The 21149-nt window shown below is 60.3% G+C and carries 28 protein-coding genes; 16 read left to right on the top strand and 12 right to left on the bottom strand.

What is annotated here, in order from left to right:
• Window positions 1-3: 3 nt before the first annotated feature.
• From AC2FNZ_RS02350 to AC2FNZ_RS02340, 3 genes are all read right to left on the bottom strand, one after another.
• On the bottom strand, window positions 4-1299 hold the full coding sequence (locus AC2FNZ_RS02350) for a flagellar hook protein FlgE (RefSeq protein ID WP_176432471.1): 1296 nt from the start codon (window positions 1297-1299) through the stop codon (window positions 4-6).
• 97 nt (window positions 1300-1396) lie between these two features.
• On the bottom strand, window positions 1397-2236 hold the full coding sequence (locus AC2FNZ_RS02345) for an OmpA/MotB family protein (RefSeq protein ID WP_170583021.1): 840 nt from the start codon (window positions 2234-2236) through the stop codon (window positions 1397-1399).
• Between the two features lie 94 nt (window positions 2237-2330).
• Entirely contained in the window at window positions 2331-3668 is a 1338-nt protein-coding gene (locus AC2FNZ_RS02340; protein ID WP_496839398.1) for a FliI/YscN family ATPase, read from the bottom strand.
• Window positions 3669-3755: 87 nt separating this feature from the next.
• Between AC2FNZ_RS02340 and AC2FNZ_RS02335 the strand changes: the two genes are divergently transcribed.
• From AC2FNZ_RS02335 to AC2FNZ_RS02295, 9 genes are read left to right on the top strand one after another with little or no spacing between them, the layout of a single operon-like run.
• The gene (locus AC2FNZ_RS02335) at window positions 3756-4145 is read left to right on the top strand and encodes a FlgB family protein (protein ID WP_170359880.1); all 390 of its coding nucleotides are present in this window, start codon (window positions 3756-3758) and stop codon (window positions 4143-4145) included.
• Window positions 4146-4155: 10 nt separating this feature from the next.
• Window positions 4156-4542, top strand: a complete 387-nt coding sequence (flgC, locus tag AC2FNZ_RS02330) for a flagellar basal body rod protein FlgC (RefSeq protein WP_480633932.1) — start codon at window positions 4156-4158, stop codon at window positions 4540-4542.
• A 12-nt stretch (window positions 4543-4554) separates the two neighbouring features.
• Window positions 4555-4845, top strand: coding sequence for a flagellar hook-basal body complex protein FliE (fliE, locus tag AC2FNZ_RS02325; protein ID WP_170407017.1), 291 nt, complete (start codon window positions 4555-4557; stop codon window positions 4843-4845).
• 3 nt (window positions 4846-4848) lie between these two features.
• On the top strand, window positions 4849-5121 hold the full coding sequence (locus AC2FNZ_RS02320; RefSeq protein ID WP_093963653.1) for a flagellar biosynthetic protein FliQ: 273 nt from the start codon (window positions 4849-4851) through the stop codon (window positions 5119-5121).
• Entirely contained in the window at window positions 5121-5831 is a 711-nt protein-coding gene (locus AC2FNZ_RS02315; protein WP_496839397.1) for a flagellar hook-basal body complex protein, read from the top strand. Before AC2FNZ_RS02320 ends, AC2FNZ_RS02315 begins: the two co-directional genes overlap by 1 nt.
• 24 nt (window positions 5832-5855) lie before the next feature.
• The gene (gene flgG / locus AC2FNZ_RS02310; protein ID WP_496839396.1) at window positions 5856-6641 is read left to right on the top strand and encodes a flagellar basal-body rod protein FlgG; all 786 of its coding nucleotides are present in this window, start codon (window positions 5856-5858) and stop codon (window positions 6639-6641) included.
• Window positions 6641-7057, top strand: a complete 417-nt coding sequence (gene flgA, locus AC2FNZ_RS02305) for a flagellar basal body P-ring formation chaperone FlgA (protein WP_170369929.1) — start codon at window positions 6641-6643, stop codon at window positions 7055-7057. The genes flgG and flgA overlap by 1 nt, the downstream gene beginning before the upstream one ends.
• Before the next feature lie 2 nt (window positions 7058-7059).
• A complete protein-coding gene (gene flgH / locus AC2FNZ_RS02300) occupies window positions 7060-7788 on the top strand; it encodes a flagellar basal body L-ring protein FlgH (protein WP_170369927.1) in 729 nt (242 codons plus the stop codon).
• A 12-nt stretch (window positions 7789-7800) separates the two neighbouring features.
• Window positions 7801-8313 (top strand): flagellar basal body-associated FliL family protein, encoded by a 513-nt coding sequence (locus AC2FNZ_RS02295; RefSeq protein WP_496839395.1) that lies wholly within the window; start codon window positions 7801-7803, stop codon window positions 8311-8313.
• A gap of 28 nt (window positions 8314-8341) precedes the next feature.
• Here AC2FNZ_RS02295 and AC2FNZ_RS02290 read toward each other — a convergent pair whose 3' ends face one another.
• The 8 genes from AC2FNZ_RS02290 to AC2FNZ_RS02255 form a co-directional block, all read right to left on the bottom strand.
• Window positions 8342-8728: a hypothetical protein gene (locus AC2FNZ_RS02290; protein ID WP_093963649.1), complete on the bottom strand. Its 387-nt coding sequence runs from the start codon at window positions 8726-8728 to the stop codon at window positions 8342-8344.
• On the bottom strand, window positions 8725-9813 hold the full coding sequence (gene flhB, locus AC2FNZ_RS02285; RefSeq protein WP_496839394.1) for a flagellar type III secretion system protein FlhB: 1089 nt from the start codon (window positions 9811-9813) through the stop codon (window positions 8725-8727). Before flhB ends, AC2FNZ_RS02290 begins: the two co-directional genes overlap by 4 nt.
• Window positions 9810-10583, bottom strand: a complete 774-nt coding sequence (locus AC2FNZ_RS02280) for a flagellar biosynthetic protein FliR (protein WP_496839393.1) — start codon at window positions 10581-10583, stop codon at window positions 9810-9812. Before AC2FNZ_RS02280 ends, flhB begins: the two co-directional genes overlap by 4 nt.
• Window positions 10580-12607 (bottom strand): flagellar biosynthesis protein FlhA, encoded by a 2028-nt coding sequence (flhA, locus tag AC2FNZ_RS02275; RefSeq protein WP_496839451.1) that lies wholly within the window; start codon window positions 12605-12607, stop codon window positions 10580-10582. The genes AC2FNZ_RS02280 and flhA overlap by 4 nt, the downstream gene beginning before the upstream one ends.
• A 63-nt stretch (window positions 12608-12670) precedes the next feature.
• On the bottom strand, window positions 12671-13375 hold the full coding sequence (locus AC2FNZ_RS02270) for a transglycosylase SLT domain-containing protein (RefSeq protein WP_496839391.1): 705 nt from the start codon (window positions 13373-13375) through the stop codon (window positions 12671-12673).
• Between the two features lie 72 nt (window positions 13376-13447).
• Window positions 13448-13876, bottom strand: coding sequence for an Lrp/AsnC family transcriptional regulator (locus tag AC2FNZ_RS02265; protein ID WP_093963783.1), 429 nt, complete (start codon window positions 13874-13876; stop codon window positions 13448-13450).
• Window positions 13877-13932: 56 nt separating this feature from the next.
• Window positions 13933-15252: an MFS transporter gene (locus AC2FNZ_RS02260; protein WP_496839390.1), complete on the bottom strand. Its 1320-nt coding sequence runs from the start codon at window positions 15250-15252 to the stop codon at window positions 13933-13935.
• Window positions 15252-15506, bottom strand: a complete 255-nt coding sequence (locus tag AC2FNZ_RS02255) for a metal-sensing transcriptional repressor (RefSeq protein ID WP_496839389.1) — start codon at window positions 15504-15506, stop codon at window positions 15252-15254. Before AC2FNZ_RS02255 ends, AC2FNZ_RS02260 begins: the two co-directional genes overlap by 1 nt.
• Before the next feature lie 132 nt (window positions 15507-15638).
• On the opposite strand from AC2FNZ_RS02255, the gene AC2FNZ_RS02250 reads away from it, so the two are divergent.
• The 7 genes from AC2FNZ_RS02250 to ptsN all read left to right on the top strand — a co-directional run bounded on the left by AC2FNZ_RS02250 (window position 15639) and on the right by ptsN (window position 20427).
• A complete protein-coding gene (locus AC2FNZ_RS02250) occupies window positions 15639-16253 on the top strand; it encodes a ribonuclease D (protein ID WP_496839388.1) in 615 nt (204 codons plus the stop codon).
• Window positions 16250-17218 (top strand): KpsF/GutQ family sugar-phosphate isomerase, encoded by a 969-nt coding sequence (locus AC2FNZ_RS02245; RefSeq protein WP_170372450.1) that lies wholly within the window; start codon window positions 16250-16252, stop codon window positions 17216-17218. The genes AC2FNZ_RS02250 and AC2FNZ_RS02245 overlap by 4 nt, the downstream gene beginning before the upstream one ends.
• Window positions 17219-17230: 12 nt before the next feature.
• Complete coding sequence (gene lptC, locus AC2FNZ_RS02240) at window positions 17231-17830, top strand: LPS export ABC transporter periplasmic protein LptC (protein WP_170359908.1); 600 nt, start codon at window positions 17231-17233, stop codon at window positions 17828-17830.
• A gap of 3 nt (window positions 17831-17833) precedes the next feature.
• On the top strand, window positions 17834-18325 hold the full coding sequence (locus AC2FNZ_RS02235) for an LptA/OstA family protein (RefSeq protein ID WP_170343140.1): 492 nt from the start codon (window positions 17834-17836) through the stop codon (window positions 18323-18325).
• Window positions 18325-19083 carry an LPS export ABC transporter ATP-binding protein gene (lptB, locus tag AC2FNZ_RS02230; RefSeq protein ID WP_093963638.1) on the top strand — a complete coding sequence of 253 codons (759 nt, stop codon included), beginning with the start codon at window positions 18325-18327 and terminating at the stop codon, window positions 19081-19083. The genes AC2FNZ_RS02235 and lptB overlap by 1 nt, the downstream gene beginning before the upstream one ends.
• Window positions 19084-19335: 252 nt before the next feature.
• Window positions 19336-19899 (top strand): ribosome hibernation-promoting factor, HPF/YfiA family, encoded by a 564-nt coding sequence (gene hpf, locus AC2FNZ_RS02225; protein ID WP_170342438.1) that lies wholly within the window; start codon window positions 19336-19338, stop codon window positions 19897-19899.
• 63 nt (window positions 19900-19962) lie between these two features.
• Window positions 19963-20427, top strand: a complete 465-nt coding sequence (gene ptsN / locus AC2FNZ_RS02220; RefSeq protein WP_093963782.1) for a PTS IIA-like nitrogen regulatory protein PtsN — start codon at window positions 19963-19965, stop codon at window positions 20425-20427.
• A gap of 59 nt (window positions 20428-20486) precedes the next feature.
• Here the strand turns inward: ptsN and dalA are convergent, their stop codons facing one another.
• On the bottom strand, window positions 20487-21005 hold the full coding sequence (gene dalA, locus AC2FNZ_RS02215; protein ID WP_093963636.1) for a divisome-associated lipoprotein DalA: 519 nt from the start codon (window positions 21003-21005) through the stop codon (window positions 20487-20489).
• Window positions 21006-21149: the final 144 nt, after the last annotated feature.

The raw sequence follows: 21149 nt of genomic DNA, 5'->3' as shown, positions 1-21149 counted from the left end.
AGATCAGCGCTTGATGTTGGTTGTTTCCTGCAACATCTCGTCGACTGTCTGGATCACCTTTGCGCTTGACGAATAGGCGCGCTGGGTTTGGATCATCGACGTCAGTTCAGTCGCAACGTCGGTCGTCGATTCTTCGCGCGCGAAGGAAATCAATTCTCCCGTCGGACCTTCGCCGGCATCCCACAGGAAATAAGTTCCACTGTCGCGTGACGGCGCATATGTCTGGCTGTCGAGTGCGGTCAGTCCATTCGGGTTGGGAACGTCCGCCAGCGGTATCTGATACATCCGACGGGTGACACCCGTGTCATACAGCGCGTAGACGTATCCGTTTTCATCGACCTGAACGCTGGACATGGTTCCGACTGCGGATCCGTCCCGGGTGATCGAAACCGGCGCAAACGTATCAGAAAGTTGAGTGATTCCATCGCTGTCACCGATCAGGCCGATATTAACCTCCATCGGGCCGCCGGCGACGTTGACGACAAAGCTGCCTGTGGTCGGATCATAGGTGCCACCGGACACGGTGGTCACGCTGGCAAGGGTACCGCCTGCCGTTCTGCTGTCCGTAAATGTCAGCGTATATTCACCGATCACGGCACCGCCCGAAGCCGAATCGCGCAAGATCATCGTCCATTCGTTGCTGGACCCGGTGGCCGGCACCGTCGGGATCAGTTCGATGTCGACATTCTCGGGTTTGCCCAAATTGTCGAAATATTCTACGGACAAGGGCTGCGTGTCACCAGGTGCGCCGGCATCGGTGGCCGTGGCGGGCAGGTTCATGCGCAGATTCATCGCGGTGGTCGGCGAGCCGGACAGTTGATTGACGCTGAGTTGAACCGGCTGCAACGCTGCGGGTGTGTCGCGCGAAACGTTGGGAATGGACCCATCGGCGTTGGCGGGCCAGCCCAGCAGCACAAGTCCGGACTCGGTAACCAGATATCCTTCCGCATTGGTTCGGAAGGATCCGGTGGTGGTCAGAAGCATTTCGTTTGAGTCGGTTCCGATCTGGGAACTTGGGCGAACAGGCAGCATGCCCCGGCCGCGCACGGCCAGGTCGGTTGAGTTGTTGGTGGTAACCAGCGAGCCGCGCTGATCGATCAGACGCTGGCTGGTGGTCCGGACTCCGCCCGCCGAATAGCTTCCGCCCTGGCCCGACGTCACCATCGAATGAAAATCCGTCTCAACCCGCTTGTAACCGTAGGTCGAAGAGTTGGCGATATTGTCCGATATGGTCGCCAACCTGTTCGCGTTGGCCTTCAAGCTGGCCACACCGGCATTCAGCGAAGAGGAAATTGTCATCGGCACGCCCTTCTGTTGCGTCAATCGTTCCCGCAACAGCTAACGCGCTGGGCCTTAACAGCGCGCTAACAAGTAAAATGCCAGATATCTTCCGATCTCAGGGATTGCGCAGAAACACGATCTCGATCCGGTTGTTGCGGGCCGCCATCGGGTTTTCCACCGCCAGCTTGCGATCGGCATGACCCGTGATCCGTTCAAGCCGTTTGGCGCCGACCCCCTTGTCCTGAAGCATCTGCCGTACCACCTGTGCGCGCGAAGTCGACAGATCCCACGACGGATTTCGGGCCAGAACCACCGGAGAGGAATGAACGTGACCCTCGACCGAGATGGAATTCGTCACCATGTCCGATGAACGTGCAACCAGCAGAACCAGTGCACGCATCATCTGGGTTGGAGAATCGGAACCTCCCTCGAACAGCGGCTCATCTTCGGTATCGAACAGTTCGACGATCAGTCCCTCGTCCGTCACCCGAGTGACAATATGCTTCAGGGCCTTTTTGGACACCATGCTTTCGCCGGACCGCCCCAGCAGTCGCGCCTCGAGCGACGAAAAGTCTTCGAACGCGCCGCGCCCGCCGCCATCGGCATCCACACCGGTCGATCCCCGTGCGCGTTTGGCCTCGGTCGGGTTCTTGTTCGTCGCTCCCGAGCCGTCCATCACCATGGTTTTCTCCGAGAACATATTGTCGCCCCCAAAGGCCCCGTCGCCCCCGCCGGAAACGGGATTGATCGGAATTGTCGGAGAGAAGTAGTCCGCCAAACCCTTGCGTTGCTTTTCGGTCGTTGCGTTCAGCAGCCACATCAACATGAAGAACGCCATCATGGCCGTCACGAAGTCCGCATAAGCGACCTTCCAGGCGCCGCCGTGATGGCCATCGCCACCCGAAACGCGCTTCTTCTTGATGATGATCGGCGCCGCATTTGATTGCGCACCCATCTAAACCACCCTTTTTCACCCACCCATTGGATTAGCAGTGCGGGGATTAAGGGAGGCTTAATATCTAAAACTGTTCAGACCTTTCCCGACCCGCTCATTGGGTCATCCCGGCGCTGGCCCGACGCAGGATGACCGAAAGGCGGTTGAAACTGTTTTGGATTCCGTCCGGATCGAGTTTGCCGAAAAAGCCGTCAAGCTCGTCATGGATGCGAACCGCCTGATCCAGGAGGGGGTCAGTGCCCGGCGTGTACAGACCCGCCTTGATCATCACTTCGGACTGCTCGTAGCTCCCGACCAACCGGCGGGCTTCAGCGATCAGCTTGTTTTCCTCGGGTGTCGCCGCAGCCGGTAAAGAGCGCGAGACCGACCGGCTGAGCGCGATGGCTGGAAAGCGCCCTCGCTCGGCGATCTCGCGGCTTAACACGATATGCCCGTCAAGAACGCCGCGCAGGATGTCGGCCACCGGTTCATCCATGTCCGAACCCGCGACCAGAACACTGAACACGGCGGTTATGTCGCCCTGATCGGCGGTTCCCGGACCGGCGCGTTCACAAAGGCCGGCGATCATCGGTGTAACCGAAGGTGGAAAGCCCCGCAGGGACGGGGCCTCACCCATGGCTACGGCGATCTCGCGATGCGCCTCGGCGAACCGGGTGACCGAGTCGCATAGGAACAGAACGCTCAGACCCTGATCCCGCAGAAACTCGGCCGCTGCCATCGCAGACCAGGCGCAGCGCCGGCGGGCCAGTGCTGATTGGTCGGACGTGGCCGCGACCACGATCGAGCGCCTCAGACCTTCGGCGCCCAACGCGGTCTCGACGAATTCATTCACCTCGCGCCCGCGTTCGCCTACCAGCGCGACGACCACGGCATCGGCTTGCATGGATCTGGCCAGCGTTGCCAGCAAACTTGATTTTCCCACACCCGACCCCGCAAAGAGACCGACACGCTGCCCCTGGACGATCGGAAGCAGGGTGTTCAAAATCGCCAACCCGGTGGGCATACGGTCTCCCAGCGGTTTGCGGTCGACGGCCCGGGGTGGCGCGGACATGACGTTGCGGGCCTGCGCCCCGGGCAGAAGCGGTTTGCCGTCTAGCGGTTTGCCGAACGGATCGACCACGCGACCAAGCCAATGCAAACCGGGTGCAAAAACCGGAGTCGGCTCAAGATAGACCCGGTCTCCCAAGCGCACGCCGTCAGGGGCTGTGCCAGGCAGCATGTGAACAGCGCCGGCCTCGACCTGCAGCACTTCGCCAGCCAACGGTTGGTCGTGGCGTCGCTGCAAAATCAGATGGTCGCCGATGCGCGCTTGTTCCGCCAGCCCTTCGACTTCGATCACCCCACCGGAAACACCCGCGACCAGACCTATATGCCGCACCGGAGAAAGCCGTTCGAACTGGCACTTCAGAATCGAGGGATCGAGGTCGGACATGGCGTCGGCTCCAATTGGTTTCTGAAAACGGTTTCTAAAGGAATCGGGGTTAAGCCTTGATTGAAATTGATCGAGGGAGAAGCCCCGATGTTCTCGGACCTGAACGTCTTTAAAGTTGCGTACGCCCTGGCAACCCATGCCGGACAACGGCAGGCCGTCATCTCGCGCAACATGGCCAATGCGGATACGCCCGGCTACCGGGCTCGCGATATTGAGCCTTTCGCGGAAGCCTTTGAAAAATCCAGTGCCACCAGCGCAATGAGCGCGACCCGCGAAGGTCATCTGAACGGTGTCGGGCCGGGCGGCATGACTTGGGCCGAACATATGCGCGGCGGCGCCGTCGATCCCAATGGCAATGGTGTTTCGCTTGAAGAAGAAATGCTGAATGCGGTCGAGGTCAAGCGACAGCATGACCGCGCGCTGGCCATCTACAAATCTTCGATCGGGATCCTGCGCACCGGTCTGGGCAAGGCGTGAGGAGGCCGTCATGAGCGATTTCTCCAAATCCCTGGCCGTCACCGCCAGCGCGCTGCGGGCGGAAGCCGCGCGCCTGCGCCATGTTTCGGAAAACATCTCGAACGCGGATACTCCGGGTTACCGGCGCAAATCGGTTCCTTTCGAGACGGTGCAAAAAGACGGCACTGAATTGGTTCAGGCCGGTCGGGTCAGGCTGGACCGGCGGGCGTTGCCCCGGATCTATGATCCCAGTCACCCGATGGCGGATGCCAGCGGGTATTACGCAGGGTCCAATGTCGATCTGATGGTCGAGATCGCCGACGCGCGTGAAGCGCAACGCAGTTACGAAGCAAACCTCAAGATGTTCGACCAGACCCGACAAATGTCGGCCAGCCTCATGGAATTGTTGAGAAAATAAAGGAAAGCCAGAATGGATATCCGATCGATCACCGCGGCTCAGAGCTATGCGCATGCCCGCCCGGCCACCCAACCGGATCCGGAATCAAGTGACGCGGCACAAGGGCTGCGCACAACCTTTCAGGACTTTGCGGCAACCCTGAAACACAGCGAAGAGGTCGCCAATGCCGCCATGATTGGCCAGGCCGACCCACATGCCCTCGTGCAGGCACTGGCCCAGACCGAACTTGCTGTCGAAACAGCGGTTGTCGTGCGCAACAAGGTCGTTGAGGCCTACCAGGAAATTCTGCGGATGCCGGTCTGAACGATGCTCAGCGAAGGTCTGTTCTATGACGTCGTGCGTCAGGCCCTGTGGATTGCCGTAATCACATCAGTTCCGATTCTGACGGTTGCGCTGGTCACGGGTTTGGCCGTGGGCTTGTTCCAGGCCCTGACGTCCATCCAAGAGATGACCCTGACCTTCGTTCCCAAGTTGGTGGCCATTGTTATCGTGTTCTGGGTCTCGATGGGGTTCATGACCCAGACGCTGGTCACATTCTTCACCTCGACACTGGTTCCGCTGATTGCAGGAGGCCGCTGATGGATACAGCCTACGTCACCTTGTCCCGTCAAACCGGGCTGATGAACGAAATGCGTCTGGTCGCGAACAATATCGCCAATGCGCACACGACGGGTTACCGGCAGCAGGGTTTGGTGTTTTCCGAGTTTGTGCGGGACCTTCCCGGCAGCCCCTCTCTGTCCATGAGCCGCGCTCAGGCGCGCAACACGTCTTTTACGCAAGGCGTGCTGACGGAAACCGGTGGGCAATTCGATTTTGCAATCGAAGGCAGTGGATTTTTCTTGGTTGAAACTCCGTCCGGCAACCGTCTGACCCGGGCGGGAAGCTTTTCACCGGACGCCAATGGCGATCTGGTTACGATGGATGGGCACCGCGTACTGGACAGCAACGGGGCCCCAGTCTTCATTCCACCGGACGCAGCAACCATTGATGTGGGCGGCGACGGGACGCTCAGCGTGAATGGACAGGCTTTGGGGCAGATCGGGGTGGTTCAGCCCGCGGAAGGCACCGAGTTGGTGCGGGAAGGCAGCACCCTGTTCAATCCGGAAGGCGAGGTCGAGCCGGTCGAGCGGCCGGTGGTTCTCAACTGGTTTCTGGAGGGTTCGAACGTCAATGCCATCGGCCAGGTGGCCCGGCTGATCGAAATCCAGCGTGCCTACGAGCTTGGGCAGAGTTTTCTGGACGCCGAAGATGAAAGGGTCCGCGGCGCCGTGAAGACCCTGATGCGCTGATCTGAAACTGCAGGAGAAACCGAAATGCGAGCCCTGAAAATTGCCGCGACCGGAATGGCGGCGCAACAAATGCGGGTCGAGACGATCTCGAACAACCTGGCGAACATGTCGACCACGGGCTACAACGCCCGGCGGGCTGAATTTGCGGATCTGCACTATCGGCAGATGGCTCGCGCCGGCACGGTGAACGCCGCGGACGGGACTGTCCTGCCGACGGGAATACAGCTTGGTCTGGGTGTTCGTCCTGCAGCCGTGACCGTCGAGTTGGCCCAAGGCGCGTTGTCCGCGACGGGCAGTGACCTGGACATTGCGATCGAAGGGCGCGGGTATCTCGAGGTGGTGCTGCCAAACGGTCAGTCGGCCTATACCCGTGACGGCAGTCTGAAGCGATCGGCCGAAGGCCTCATCGTCACGTCGGACGGGTTTGCGGTCGCCCCCGAAATCACTATCCCGGACGACGCGCGGTCGATTTCCATCAACGCGTCCGGCGAGGTCTACGCCTACTTTGACGACACCGCGGAAGGGCAACTGCTGGGGGAATTAACGCTGGCCAGCTTTTCCAATGCCAAGGGCCTCGAGGCCATCGGCAGCAATCTGTTCAAGGAAACCGAGGCTTCAGGCGCTCCGATCGTGGGCACCCCAGGCGAGGACGGGCTCGGAATGCTGCGTCAAGGCTATTTGGAAGACAGCTCGGTTGATGCGGTACGTGAGGTGACGGATCTGATCGAGGCGCAGCGCGGCTATGAAATGAATGCCAAGGTGATTTCGGCCGTCGACCAGATGATGGGCGCGACGACACAGGTACGCTGATGCGGGTCGTGGGCTTCATATCCCTGTGGCTTCTTCCGGTTGCCGCCTTCGCTGACATAGTCGTGCCGACCAGAACGATCCGGGCCAAGGAGATAATTGAATCCGCTGATCTTCAGGTGAAATCCGGTGAGGCGCCCGGCGCGGTAAATGATCCTGCAGACCTGATCGGGAAGGAAGCCAAAACCGCTTTGTATCCCGGTCGGCCAATTCTGAAGGCAAGTGTCGGCCCTCCCGCTCTGGTCGATCGAAACGATCTGGTGACGCTTGTCTTCGTGAAAGGTGGACTGTCCATCGCGGTCGAAGGGCGTGCGCTGGGCCGCGGAGCCGCCGGAGATCGCATCCGCGTCATGAACCTGTCGTCACGAACGACGGTAACCGGAAAAATCCGTCCCGACGGCCAAATCGAGGTATTTTGATCATGAAACTGTCCAGATCCCTGTTGCTGGCCATCCTGTCCCTTTCCGCCTGCGGGCGTTTGGACCATTTGGGCAAACCGCCCAGCCTGTCGCCAACTACGGAAACTCCGGAACACGTGGCGATGTTGTGGCCGGGTTTGCCGTTGCACACTCAATCCCAGCGCGCGGTGGACCGCGCGTCTCTGTGGAGTGGGGGTCAGCAGTCTCTGCTGGGCGATCAGCGCGCCATCAAGAAGGGCGATATTCTGACTGTCGTGATCGAGCTGGATGAAAAGGCCGAAATCTCGAACGATACAAACCGGTCGCGCGGCAGCTCGGAAGATCTCAAGGTTCCCGGCCTCTTGGGATTACCCCAGCGCGCAGCGAAGCACCTGCCAGATGGTGCGTCACTGGACGAGGCGGTTTCGATCGATTCCGCGTCGGTCAGCAAGGGCAAGGGGTCGGTGAAACGCAAGGAAAAGCTGACGCTGCGCGTCGCCGCAACAGTGATCGATGTCCTGCCGAACGGCGTCCTGTCGATTTCAGGAACACAGGAACTGAGGGTGAATTTCGAACTTCGCGAGTTGCTGGTGTCTGGTTATGTGCGTCCGCAGGACATCTCGCGCCAGAACGAGATTACCTATGACAAGATCGCGTCTGCACGGGTGTCCTATGGCGGCCGCGGCCAGATCACGGATGTTCAGCAGCCACGATACGGGCAACAGGTGCTGGACGCGCTGTTGCCGTTCTAAGGTGTTCAAATGATGAAGAAACTGCTCCCCGTTCTCTTTTCGGTTGCAGGCCTCGGGGCCGGTGCTGCGGCTGGGCTTTTTTTGACACCGGGATCAGCGGATACCGAGGCCGATGCCAAAGCGCCGGAGCGCCACGCCGAGGAGACAACAGACAAGGCGAATAAAACCTCCGGCCACAGTGAGACATCCGGCAAGGCCGGTCCCTATGAGTATCTCAAGTTGACCAAACAGTTCGTCGTTCCGGTCGTCGAAAAAAACGAAATCTCTGCTCTTGTGACCATGTCGCTGAGCCTGGAAACCCGGCCGGGCATCTCGGAGGAGTTCTACGAAATCGAACCGAAACTGCGGGACGGGTTTCTTCAAGTTCTGTTTGATCACGCGAATATTGGTGGGTTCGACGGCGAATTCACGCAATCGGACAATCTCGAGGTGCTGCGAAAGTCTCTGTTGGAGGTTGCCCGAAAGGACCTTGGCGATGACGTGTCCCGTGTTTTGATCATGAGCGTAAGCCGCCAGGACACCTAACGCCAGAGGGCGGGCTTCGGCTTTCGTTTTACTGGTTTATCAGTTTCCTGGCGCGTGCAATTCGCAGCGCGGTTTCTTGATCGCGCTGCAACGACTCAACCGCTTGCTTGCGGCCGAATGCTCGGCGAAGGTCCTCCATCATTGCCAGTTTCCGGGATCTGACCCGAGCCAATTCAGTGTTGAGGTCACGCCGGGTTCTGGACTCCCACCCGTGCCACAAGACGTCCGCGCCGGCGATCTGGTACCCAGGGGTTTGCGCGGCGTCCGACGCCGTTTGGGCGACCTGAGCGTTCAGCGCGCTGATCTGTGCCTGAATGCGGCTTTCGGCCTCAAGTATCGGTTTCAGTTTCTGAAACTCTCGTTCGAAAGAAGCCGCCGTGACCGCCGCTAGATCCCTTAGCTTCGCGCGCGTCATCCGACCGCTCCCTTCGCGCGTTTTCGCATGGCTTCGGCAAATCGGATGGCCGCAGCGACCGGGCGATACAGGTCTTCCGTTATCTCCTTTCCGATCTCGACGGTCGCATGCAGGGCCCGCGCCGTCGGCGGATCCGAGTGAATCGGAACTCCTGACTCCATCGCCGTTCGGCGGATTGTCGCGGCAACTTCGTCAACGCCCTTTGCGACGCAGACGGGTGCGGTTCCACGAGCTCGGGTCCATTTCAATGCCACCGCAAAATGGGTGGGATTGACGATGACCACATCGGCCTTTGGCACCTCGGCCATCATCTGGTTGGTCGCAATTTCTTGCGCGCGCTGGCGTCTTTGCTGTTTGACATGCGGATCGCCTTCCGAGTCTTTCGTCTCGTCCTGCAGTTCTTTGCGCGACATTCGATTTTTGCGCATGTGCTCGGAATACTGCCACAGGTAGTCGATGACCCCGATGGCCAGCGTGACGGCGACGACGATGAACAGGAACCGAAACAGAAGGTTCATCATCAGCGGGATGGAGGCTCGTACGGGGCTGGCTGCAGCGGTCAGGATGTCCGCCAGGTTGGATTTCAAAAACACGGCAAGGCATATGCCGTAGATCACCAGCTTGATGAAGCTTTTGAAGAACTCAAAAAGCCCGGCACGGCCGAACTTGTTCTTGGCATTGGATGGGATCGAAATGCGTGACATCTTCGGCGTCAGCTTGCTTGGGGCAAACACCAGGGCGCGCTGCGCCAGCAAATTCAACAAGACAAGCGCCGCTGGAACCGCCAACAGAATGCCTGCGGAAACGGCAACCTTTTTCATCAGCCCGCCGACGGGCGCAGCCGCGCTGCCAGACGCCAACAACAGTGAAAGTTCCGGGGCCTGATCAATCAGGACCATCAGGGATGATCCCAAATGTTCGGTCGAAAACTGCCCGACCGCCAAAAGAGCGATTGTCAGGCCGGAATAGGCGGCAACGGCGGACAGGTCATTTGATTTGACGACCTCACCCTTCTCCCGAGCCTTCTGCAGTTTCTGCGGTGTCGCCTCGAAGGACTTGTCGGTGTCGTCGTCCGAACCGCTCATTCCGGGGCTCCGATCGGATCAAGCAAGTACTGGAACAGGACGTCAGACCAGACCGCAAGGATGATCGGCGTTCCCGCGAACAAAAGGAACAATCCGGCAAAGGTGATCGCCGGCGCGCCTACAAAGGCGACCATCAGTTGAGGCATGGCCCGGTTGATGACACCAAGGGCCAGGTTGTAGATCAATGATGCAATGACAAACGGCATGGCCAGTCCAAAGGCCAATGCAAAGCTGCGCGATACCTGCGACACCCCCCAACGGGACAGATCGGTCGCCGTCGGGGCGGCACCCACCGGGAATAGTGAATAGCTGTCGATCAGGAATTGGGCCGCCCGGATGTGAACGCCCATCAGTGTGGCAAGGGCCAACCCGGACAGGGTCAAAAAATGTCCCATCGCCGGGGCCGGATCGGCAGCCGCGCCACCCAGGATCTGCGACAACGACGTGGCTTGCGCGGCCATCGATCCGGCGGTTTGCAGGGCGAGCACAAGTAGCCGAAGTCCGATCCCGAGGGTCAGGCCGATCAGGATTTCGGTCAGTACCAATTGAACCAGCGGCATCAGGCCCCCGTTGGGCACGGCAATGGAAACCGACGGCGCGACGACCAGCGTGAATGCCATTGCGACCCCCAGCTTTACGCGGGTTGGAATGCTGCGCTCTCCGAAAGCTGGCAGCAGGGAAACCAGCGCTGAAACCCTGAGAAAAACCGCAAACGAGGACCACAGACCGCCCCCCAGCTGAGCCAGCAAGTCCGGCGGCAGCCCAATCACGCCGGCACCGTTCCAACCAAGGCCGGCCGCGCTTCGAGCCCGATTTCCTCGAACGACAGGACAGGATTCGAAATTCCCCGCGCGTGTATGATAGTACGCAGCAACCTGCGCCGCCGCGTCGAGGTTACCAACGCCGGGAACACGCCCTGATCCGCGCTGCGTGTTATCGTCGTGACGATTCCATCGGCCAATTTGTTGAACAGATTGGGAGGCAGCGCCACATCCAATCCAGCATTCGGAGTGTCGATCTGGTAGGTGGAGAAGGTCTCCTCCCATTCCGGCGCCAGCTGGATCAGGGGGATCGAGCCGTCGCCGCGCTTCAGGTCCGCCACCAACTGGAAGCCCAGTCGCTGGCGCACGATCTCGCAGATCGCCTCAGGCTGTGTCGTGGTCATCCGCGCCTCGGCCACGCTTTCAAGGATCAGCGCCATGTTGCGGATCGAAACCCGTTCTTCGAGCAGCAGCCTCAAAACCGCATGCAGGGTGTCAATCGGAACTTTGTCGGGGATCAGCTCGTCCAGCAGCTTTCGGTTCGCCTCGGCCCGGACCGGGTCGCTGAGGCGGGTCATCTCGGACAGGAGCCGACGCAGGGATTTAAGGGTCAGCAGGCGCGGGAAGTTCTGCTTGATGATTTCCAGCAGATGGGTGGCCAGAATCTCGGGCGGGGTGACGATGGTTGCGCCGCTCAGCGCGGCGGCCTCTTGATCCTTGGGCAGGATCCACCGGGCGGGCGCGCCGTAGACGGGTTCGGTGACGTCATTGCCTTCCGGCAACAGGTCCAGCCCGTCCTGCACCAGCGCCAGGATCAGGTCGGGGTGAAGCACCCCCCGGGCCTGTTCGACGCCCTGAACACGAATGACGTAAGTGCCCGTCGGCAAGTCGGCCCGGTCTGTCAGTCGGATCTCCGGCAGGATCAATCCAAAGCTCGACGCCACGTAGGTCCGCATGTTGGCGATCCGGGCGTCCAATCCGGTGCCGGGGTTCAACACCATGCTGACCAGATCCGGGGCAAATTCGAGGTGAACGTCGTCGAGGTCAAGGACGTCTCCGATGCCTTGTGATGCCTTGGGCTCGGCGTCCGAAGCCGGCATCTGTGCCGCCTCTGTGGCAGCTGATTGCTTTCTGTGAACAACGAAGGCCGCATAGCCCAGGATCACGCCACCGAGAATGAACGGCAGAAAAGGCAACCCGGGCACCAGCGCAAACAGCACCATCAGGATCGCAACGGTTGCCAGCGCAGCCGGATGCCGCCCCAGTTGCGAGAACAAGGCGGTGTCGGTTGCACCCTGCGTGCCACCGCGGGCCAGCAACAGGGCGGATGCGATGGAGATGATGACAGCCGGTATCTGCGTGACCAACCCGTCACCAACAGTCAGGATCGCATAGGTTTCAAACGCCGAGGCGACCGGCATACTGTGCACGATCACCCCCATGATCAACCCCATCACCAGGTTGAGCAGGGTAATCAGCAGCCCTGCAATTGCATCGCCCTTGACGAATTTGGATGCCCCGTCCAGCGACCCGAAAAAGGTGGTTTCCTGTTGCTCAAGCTCGCGCCGTTCCTTTGCTTGCTGATGGTCGATGGCGCCGGCAGACATGTCGCTGTCGATGGCAAGCTGTTTGCCCGGCATTCCGTCAAGGGCAAAGCGGGCCCCGACTTCGGCCATGCGCGCCGCACCTTTGGTGATCACCATGAAGTTCACGATCAGCAGCACACCGAATACCACGAGGCCCAGGAAGATGCTGCCGCTCATGACGAATTGGGCAAAGCCCTCGATGACGTCACCGGCCGCGTTCGGCCCGGTATGACCCTGCCCGATGATCAGCTTGGTCGACGACACGTTGAGCGACAGGCGCAGCATCAGCGAAGCCAGCAGGATCGTTGGAAAGGACGAGAAATCCAACGGTCGCTCGATGAACAGGGTCAGGGTGAAAATCAGGATGGCCAGTGCGAACGAGGCCGCAAGGCCAATGTCCAGTACCCAGGATGGCATTGGCAGGATCATCATGACGATCACCGTCATCAAGGCCAACGCCAGTAGAACGGTGGGTGAAAACAGGGATCGGGCGTCAAGCTTTGGCACGCGTCACTCCTGATCGAACGCGATGAAGGCAGCGGCAGCGGCCGAGGCGGGAACCAATGAGCCCAAGCGGCCCGGCCCGGTTCGGCCACGACCGGGCGGGATCAAAGGCGCGGCCGCTCGTGAAAACGGATCGCGCCCCGTGTGTCCCGGTTGCGCCGACGGTACGCCGTCGAGATTGGCCAGGATGGTTTCAAACCGGTCCGTATAAGCCTGTGCAAGGCCCGGCGTACGCGAGTGATAGGCGCCAACCGCATGCCCCCACGAACCCTGTTCGGCATGGAGCGTCTTCAGGAACTGCGCCGCGTAGGCGGCGTTCTGGTCCGGATCAAACATAGCGTCTATGGACCGGAAGGCTTTGCCATGCCAGCGGTAGTTGATCTGGAAACAGCCAATATCAAAACTGCGGGCACCCGCTTTGAACACGTCGAAGACAAAGGCCTTGGCCTCGGTTTCGGTGGCGAACCAGTACCCTTTGCCCTCGACATTGACGGTCCAGGGCCAGGGTGTCAGGCGGCCCTTCATCGTGCGCCCGGTCTCGGTTCGGGTGACGGCCAACAGGATATCCTGCGGTACACCTTCGGCCATTGCCGCCCGGCGCGCGGCCCGGTCGCAGACATCAGTCGCGTGGCCATCCGACCATGCCAGGGCGGCAGGCGCGGCGGCGGTTAGCCAAACGGCGATCGAGATGAAAAACTTAAGCTCTGGCATTCTGCCGGTCCGGGGATTCTTGTGTCCGGGCCAAGCTAGCCAGTTTTGGGTTTACAGAGGGTTATCGGGACCTCAGCCCCGATCGATGCGGCGACCGAACACAACGCTGGTGTTGGTCCGCAGCACCCCCGGGATCGCCGCAAGCTCATCAACCAGAATGTCCAGATCCTCGATCCGCGGCGCTTCGGCGGACAGCAATAGATCGAATTCTCCATTGATCGACAGGCACAGCTTGACCTCTGGATAGGCTTCGAGCCGCTTGATGATGCGGGCGGTTTCTTTCTGCTGTACCTCCAGCAGGACAACGACCTGGACCTTGGGCGTGTCCTCGGCCTGACGCAGGATCACTGAATATCCGGCGATCACACCGTTTCTCTCCATCCGGCTGATACGTTCATGCACCGTAGTCCGCGCCACCCCGAGCGTTGCCGCGATATGGGTGGTCGAGGCGCGCGCGTTGTGTTGCAGCGCGGCAATGATGCGGCGATCAAGCTGGTCCATCGATGCTCCGTCTTCCGAAGGGATGGTTCGGGTGTATGCCAGTTTGGCGCCTGCGCTCAAGGCTGATGCGGGTAACGGGGGTGAAGATCGTCGATGATGATCGGGTGGGCGTGCTCTGCTGATCCGGACAGGTGCGGATGGTCGATCGGCAGGTCCGGATGCTGGTGGATGACCGCTCCCGGCTCGGCGCGAGGCCATGCCAACAGGGCTCCGACCAGACCGCACAGCGACAGAACGGTCAACAAAGCCATTGCTACGGTCGCACCGAACGCTGTCATGACCCATCCGGCCAGCGGGTAGAGAACCAACCAGCAGGCATGCGACAGGGTGAACTGGGCGGCGAAGACGGCCGGACGGTCTTCGGCGTGGGCCGATCGGGTCAGCAGGCGCCCCGACGGGGTCAGGGTTGCCGAGTATCCGAAGCCGACCAGTGCCCAGATTGCGGACAGCCCGGCAAGGCTCATGGGTACAGCTGCAGACAGGATTGCAGCAAACGCCAAGGCCGCTGTGGCAATCGTCGCACCCGTCAGCATCACTTTGCGGTCCTCGAACCGCCGCAATACCGCCGGCAAGGCAAATGCCGCCAGCATTGACCCGCTGCCGAATCCGGCCAGCGCGATGGCTACGGCACTATCGGACAGCCCCAGGCTTGCACGCACGATGACGACGGTATTGACCAAGACCATCGCGCTGAGTGCTGCGGCGCTCCAGCTCAAAGCCAGCAATCCCCGCAGGCGTGGTGTGGCCAGATAGATCCGCAGACCGCGGGTCGTGCGGTCGAAGATCCCGCGCGGCCGGACGGGCGTGGGTGAGGGAAGGGCAACCGACATGACCAACAAGGCCGAGGCGACAAAGCCGAGGCTTGTCCCCAGAAACAGGTTGTCGAAGCTGACGAAGATCAGCAGGAACGCGGCCAGCATCGGGCTCACCAGACTTTCCAGATCATAGGCCAGGCGCGACAGCGACAGCGCCTTGGTATAGTCCTGCTGGTCGGTCAGGACATCCGGTATCGTGGCCTGAAACGCCGGGGTGAACCCGGCCGAGGCAGATTGCAGAACGAAGATCAGAACGTAGACCTGCCAGATGTCGGTCACGAACGGCAGGCACAGCGCCACTGCGGCGCGGACGAGGTCCAGCGTCACAAGGAGTTTTCGCCGGTTTAGCCGTTCCGCAAAGGCCGCCGCCACCGGCGCGACCGTAACATAGGCAACCATCTTTATCGTCAGTGCCGTACCCAGAACCAGGGCCGCAGAGCTTCCGGCCAGATCGTAGGCCAGAAGCCCCAGGGCCACCGTGGCAAGACCTGTGCCCGTCAAGGCCACGATTTGCGCCGCAAGCAGGTGACGATAGACCCGGTTTTGCAGAACGCTCAGCATCACAGGTACTTGGTGATGGTCTTGAAGGCGTCGACCGAGTCGGCGTCGCCCGAAGCCAGGCAATGGTCGACATGATCATGGATCAGTGTCCGCTTGGCATTCGTGATCGCCTTTTCCACGGCGAAAAGCTGCTGAGCGATATCCGGACAGGGCTCTTGGTCGTCCAGCATGGCGATGACCTTGGCCAGATGCCCATGTGCGCGTTTCAGGCGCGCGATGATCTGCGGGTGTGTTGAATGCTTGTGAAGGTTCATGTATTAACCCTATCCCCCCCACGGGGATGCATCAAGCCTACCGGAGATCAATCGCGGCATCGGTCCGGATGGCGTTGAGTTTGCAGGCCAAACACCCTATTTCGGGGACGATACCGAACGAAGGAAGCACGTGTGGCGAACCATCTGTACAAGAACGACCTGCCCGATGGGCTGGATCTGGGCCCGATCGTGGCCATTGATTGTGAGACCATGGGTCTCAACCCGCACCGGGATCGCCTGTGCGTGATTCAGATGTCCGGGGGTGACGGCGATTGCCATATCGTGCAGGTCGAAAAGGGCCAAACCTCGGCGCCGAACCTGAGTGCCATGCTGGGAAACCCGGATGTGCTGAAGCTGTTTCATTTCGGGCGGTTCGACATTGCCGCGATGTATCATGCCTTCGGGGCGCTGGCCGCTCCGGTGTATTGCACCAAGATCGCCAGCCGCCTTGTGCGCACCTATACCGATCGTCATGGTCTCAAGAACCTGTGTCAGGAGTTGCTGGGCGTCGATATCTCGAAACAGCAACAAATGAGCGACTGGGGTGCCGAGACCCTGACCGAGGCCCAACTGGATTATGCGGCCTCCGACGTCCTGTATCTGCACCGTCTGCGTGATGCCTTGAACGCGCGGCTGGAGCGTGAAGGGCGCACCGAAATGGCGCAGGCCTGTTTTGACTTCCTGCCGATGCGTGCCAGACTGGATCTGGCCGGATGGCCTGAAACGGATATTTTTGCGCACTCATGACAGACAATGAATCCTTTCTGAAGGTTGCCCGTCAGGTAATCACCGACGAAGCCCGGGCGTTGGATGTTTTGGCCGACAGCCTTGACGACCGGTTTGCCGAAGCCGTTCAGCTGATCCTGCAGGCCACAGGGCGGATCATCATCAGCGGGATCGGCAAGTCGGGACACATCGGTCACAAGATCGCGGCAACCCTGGCCAGCACCGGCACGCCGGCCTATTTCGTTCATCCGGCCGAGGCCAGCCACGGCGATCTGGGGATGGTGTCGAAAGGAGACGTGGTTCTGGCGATCTCAAATTCGGGCGAAGCACCGGAACTGGCCAATCTACTGGCCTTTACCCGGCGGTTCGGCATCCCTTTGATCGGCCTGTCCAGCAAGCCCGAAAGCTCGTTGATGAAACAGGCGGACGTGCATTTGCTGATCCCCTCTCTGGGCGAGGCCTGCGGCTATGGGATGGTGCCGTCGATCTCGACCACGCTGACGCTGGCCATGGGTGATGCGCTGGCGATTGCGCTGATGAAATATCGCGACTTCAAACCAGAGGATTTCCGCGCCTTCCATCCGGGCGGCAAACTGGGCGCGCAGCTGAGCGCCGTACGCGATCTGATGCACAGTGGCGATGCGGTGCCGCTGGTTTCTGCCGATACACCGATGAGCGACGCGTTGATCGAGATCAGCCAGAAAGGCTTTGGCGTGGTCGGGGTGACGGACGCGGATGGCAAACTTGCCGGTATCATCACCGACGGCGACCTGCGGCGCCACATGGAGGGGCTGCTGGACAATACAGCCGCACAGGTCATGACCCGCAATCCGACCACGATCGCACCGGAGTCGCTGGCCGAAGAAGCCGTGGCGATCATGAACGCGCGCAAGATCACCTCGTTGTTCGTGGTCGACCCCGAACAGCCGGGATTGGCGCAGGGCCTTCTGCATATTCACGATTGCCTGCGCGTCGGGCTGGGCTGACAGGAGGCGCAGGTGGACCGCTATTCCCGAATGGTGCAGTTCCTGAAGGTTCTGTTGCCGCTGGCGGCGATTCTGCTGCTGTCCACGGTATTCCTGCTGTCGCGCAGCATCGAAACCAACGTCTCGGGTCCGTTCACCCAGCAGGATATCGACGAACGGCTTGAGGGGCAGCTTGTGACCCGCCCGAACTATCGGGGGACCACCCGCAAGGGCGAAGATGTCCAGGTCGAGGCAGTTCGGGCCAGCCAGGGAACTGCCGACAGCGATCCAAGAGCAACCGAATTCCGTGGCCGGTTCGGCCTGCTGAACGGTGGGGTGATCACACTGGACTCCAACTCGGGGTCGATCCGACCGGACAAGGCGACGGCCACCTTCACGGGGGACGTGGTGATCACCACCACAGACGGTATCCGGGTGACGACAGACCTGTTGAATACTTCATTGGACGAGATCCGGGGCGATACGCCAGGTCAGGTGCAGGGAACGGGACCAATCGGCAATTTCTCGGCCGGGCGGATGACATTCGGCGCTGAAAAAGACGGTGGACCGGTCCATATTCTTTTTACAGATGGCGTTAAGCTGTTATATGAGCCGAAAAAAGCCGAAAGATAGACTGTGTTTGATTTTCGTTTCGTCCTCGTTTGTTTCGCCCTGGCCGTGGGTTCGGTGCCAGCGTCCGCGCAGGAAGCGCAGGTGGCCTTTGGGTCGGTGAAGGCCGATCCCAGTCTGCCGGTCGAAGTGACATCCGAGACACTGAACGTCAATCAAGAGGACGGTTCGGCCGAGTTTCTTGGCAACGTCATTGTCGTGCAGGGCGAAATGCGCCTGTCCGCCGGTCGCGTGCTGGTGATCTACAACCAGGATCGGTCGGGGATCGAACGCATGGAGGCGTCGGAAAACGTCGTGCTTGTCAGCCCGCCGGATGCCGCCGAAGGGGATTGGGCGGAATACACCATCGACTCGGGTGTGATCGTGATGAAGGGCAACGTTCTGCTGACGCAGGGGCCCAGCACGATCAGCGGCGACCAGATGATTGCGAACCTGACCAGCGGAACCGCGACCATGTCGGGACGGGTCAAGACGATCCTTCAGCAGGGCGGCAATTGATGGCGGGCCCGCAACTGTCCGTTGCCGAAGGGTCTCAGGGTCTGAAGATTCAGAAACTGCGCAAATCCTATCGCAAAAAGACCGTGATCCGGGACGTATCGATGACGCTGGACCGGTCCGAGGTCGTGGCGTTGCTAGGGCCGAACGGCTCGGGCAAGACGACCACGTTCTATTCCGTTGCCGGGCTGGTGTTCCCCGAGGCCGGAACGGTCACTTTGGACGGTCAGAATGTGACCACGCTGCCGATGTATCGCCGGGCGCGCATGGGCATCGGGTATCTGCCGCAGGAAATGTCGATCTTTCGTGGCTTGAGCGTCGAGGACAATATCTCGGCCGTGCTCGACATTGCGGTGAAGCATGTGCACCGCCGCAAGGAACGTCTGGAAGAGCTGCTCTCGGACTTTTCGATCGAGCATTTGCGGCGGGCGCCTGCCCTTGCATTGTCGGGCGGTGAGCGCCGTCGCGTCGAGATAGCCCGCTGTCTGGCCGCCGACCCCAAGTACCTGCTGCTGGACGAGCCATTTGCCGGCGTCGACCCGATCAGCGTGGGCGATATCCGGCATCTGGTGGCGGATCTGAAGAAGCGTGGAATCGGCGTGCTGATCACCGACCACAACGTGCGGGAAACGCTGGAAATTGTGGACCGCGCCTACATCCTGCACGACGGGCAGGTGCTGATGTCCGGATCGCCCGACGAGGTGGTGGAAAACGAAAATGTCCGGCGCGTGTACCTGGGTGAAAACTTCAAGATTTCATAGGCTTAGCTTTCATTGCGCCAGGCGCATGACAGAATTCGCGTATATACACTCCTGTTTTGATTGACTCTTCTGCCGCCTCTTGGCTCAATTGGTACATGGCATTTTCGCGGTTCCAGACTGGATCTCGATCTCCCTTCTCCGAAGGGCCCTACCGAGGACAACCGCGAAACATGTCTCTACCCCCCACCCGATAAAAACAAGCATGTCACCCGACGTGACGTCATAATGGGTGTGAATTGTGAAGGAGATCACATGCGTTACCAAATCAGCGGCAAACAGATCGACATTGGTGCAGCCTTGCAGACACACGTGCAGGACGCATTGGGCGAGGTCGTGAGCAAATATGCTCAGCGACCGACGGATGCCAACGTCGTCTTTTCCCGTTCAGCGCATGAGTATGTGTGCGAAACCACCATACATATGTCCACGGGCCTGACAGCCCAGGCCAAGGCACATGCAACCGAAATCTATGCGGCATTCGAGGCGTGCTGCGAAAAGATGGAGAAACAACTGCGTCGCTACAAGCGCCGCCTCAAGGACCACCATCGTGAACGGGCTCAGCCGGTTGAACTCTTCGGAGCGTCATCTTATATCCTCGCCTCGAACGAATCGGACGTGGCCGACGAACCCGACTCATTGCAGCCCATCATCGTGGCTGAGATGGAAACCAAGATCCCATCGTTGAGTGTCGGCGAAGCTGTCATGCAAATGGAATTGGCCGGCGCCCCGGTGCTGGTGTTCAGGAATGAAAACAAGGACGGATTGAACGTCGTGTATCGCCGGGATGACGGCAATATCGGCTGGATCGATCCGTAACAGGCAAGAATTGGGCGGGGCCCCCGGATCCCGGATTCTGGGGGCGTCGCCGTGGAGCAAAACATGGATTTGTCGAGCATACTGAAGCCCGAAGCGGTGCGCGTGCTATCTGCAGCGTCCAGCAAAAAGCGGTTGTTTCAGGAAATCGGTGACGTCGCCGCGGGCGCACTCGGACTTGATCCGCAGACCATCGTAGACTGCCTGCTGGAGCGGGAAAGCCTCGGGCCGACCGGCGTTGGCCATGGTGTTGCCCTGCCCCACGCCCGTCTGTCCGAGATCGACTCGGTTGCCGGCGTGTTCGTCATGCTGGAAAAGCCCATCGACTTCGGATCGGTCGACCGTCAGCCCGTGGATCTGGCCTTTGCGTTGTTCGCTCCGGAAGACGCCGGTGTCGAGCATCTCAAGGCATTGGCGCTCGTATCGCGCACGCTGCGCGACAGCGCGGTCTGCTCGAAGCTTCGGGCCAACCCGGATCCGGTCAAGCTGTATGCGATCCTGACCACAGCTCAGTCCATGCAAGCTGCCTGAGACCTGTTAGAAAGAAAAAAGCCCCCGGTTTTCGGGGGCTTTTTTTGTCTGGGCCATGCTTAACCGCCGGTTCCCATCTCGAGCGTCCACCAGATCTTCCCGCCGTTTTCCTGATGCCATGCAAACCCCATCTGGGTTGCTTGCGGGTCCATGATCACCGATCGCGGACCCGGTTCCTGCATCCACGCAGCCAGGGTTTCGGTTTCGGTTTCGTAGGTCTCGGAAATCGCTTCACCCAGGAAACGGCCCGCATAACCGGCACGGGCCACCCGGTCGAGCGGCGAAGATCCGTCCGAGCCGAAATGCCAGGGACGGTTCTGCCGCGACATGTCCTTGGCGTGTGTCGCCGCCGCTGCGTTCAGCTGCGCGTTCAACTGCACCGACTGCAGTCCAGACGCCTGCCGCAGGGCGTTTACGGAATCAAGCATGCGGAACTGCAGTTTTTCGGGATTGCCCCGGATCTTGTAGGCTTTGGGCAGCGGGCGCCCATCCGCACCAAGGGTTGAAGTGCCGCTCACGTCGGTACATGCCGCCAGTGCGACAAGGCAAATCAAGAGCAGGGAAAAAATGCGCGTCATGATGAGTCCGGTTTGCTTGTTTCCAATTGGCAATACCCTGCCAGCGGCCCATGAGCAAAGGCTCAAATGCACGAACCCGCATGATTCTGCCGGTTTGATTTGCGACTGAAGCATTCTGGCAATAACATAGAGCGGATTCTTGCA

This window comes from Ruegeria sp. SAZA006 (genome assembly GCF_059613465.1).
Note: the sequence above shows the minus strand (reverse complement) of the source record. Positions and strands in the feature narration are given on the sequence as shown.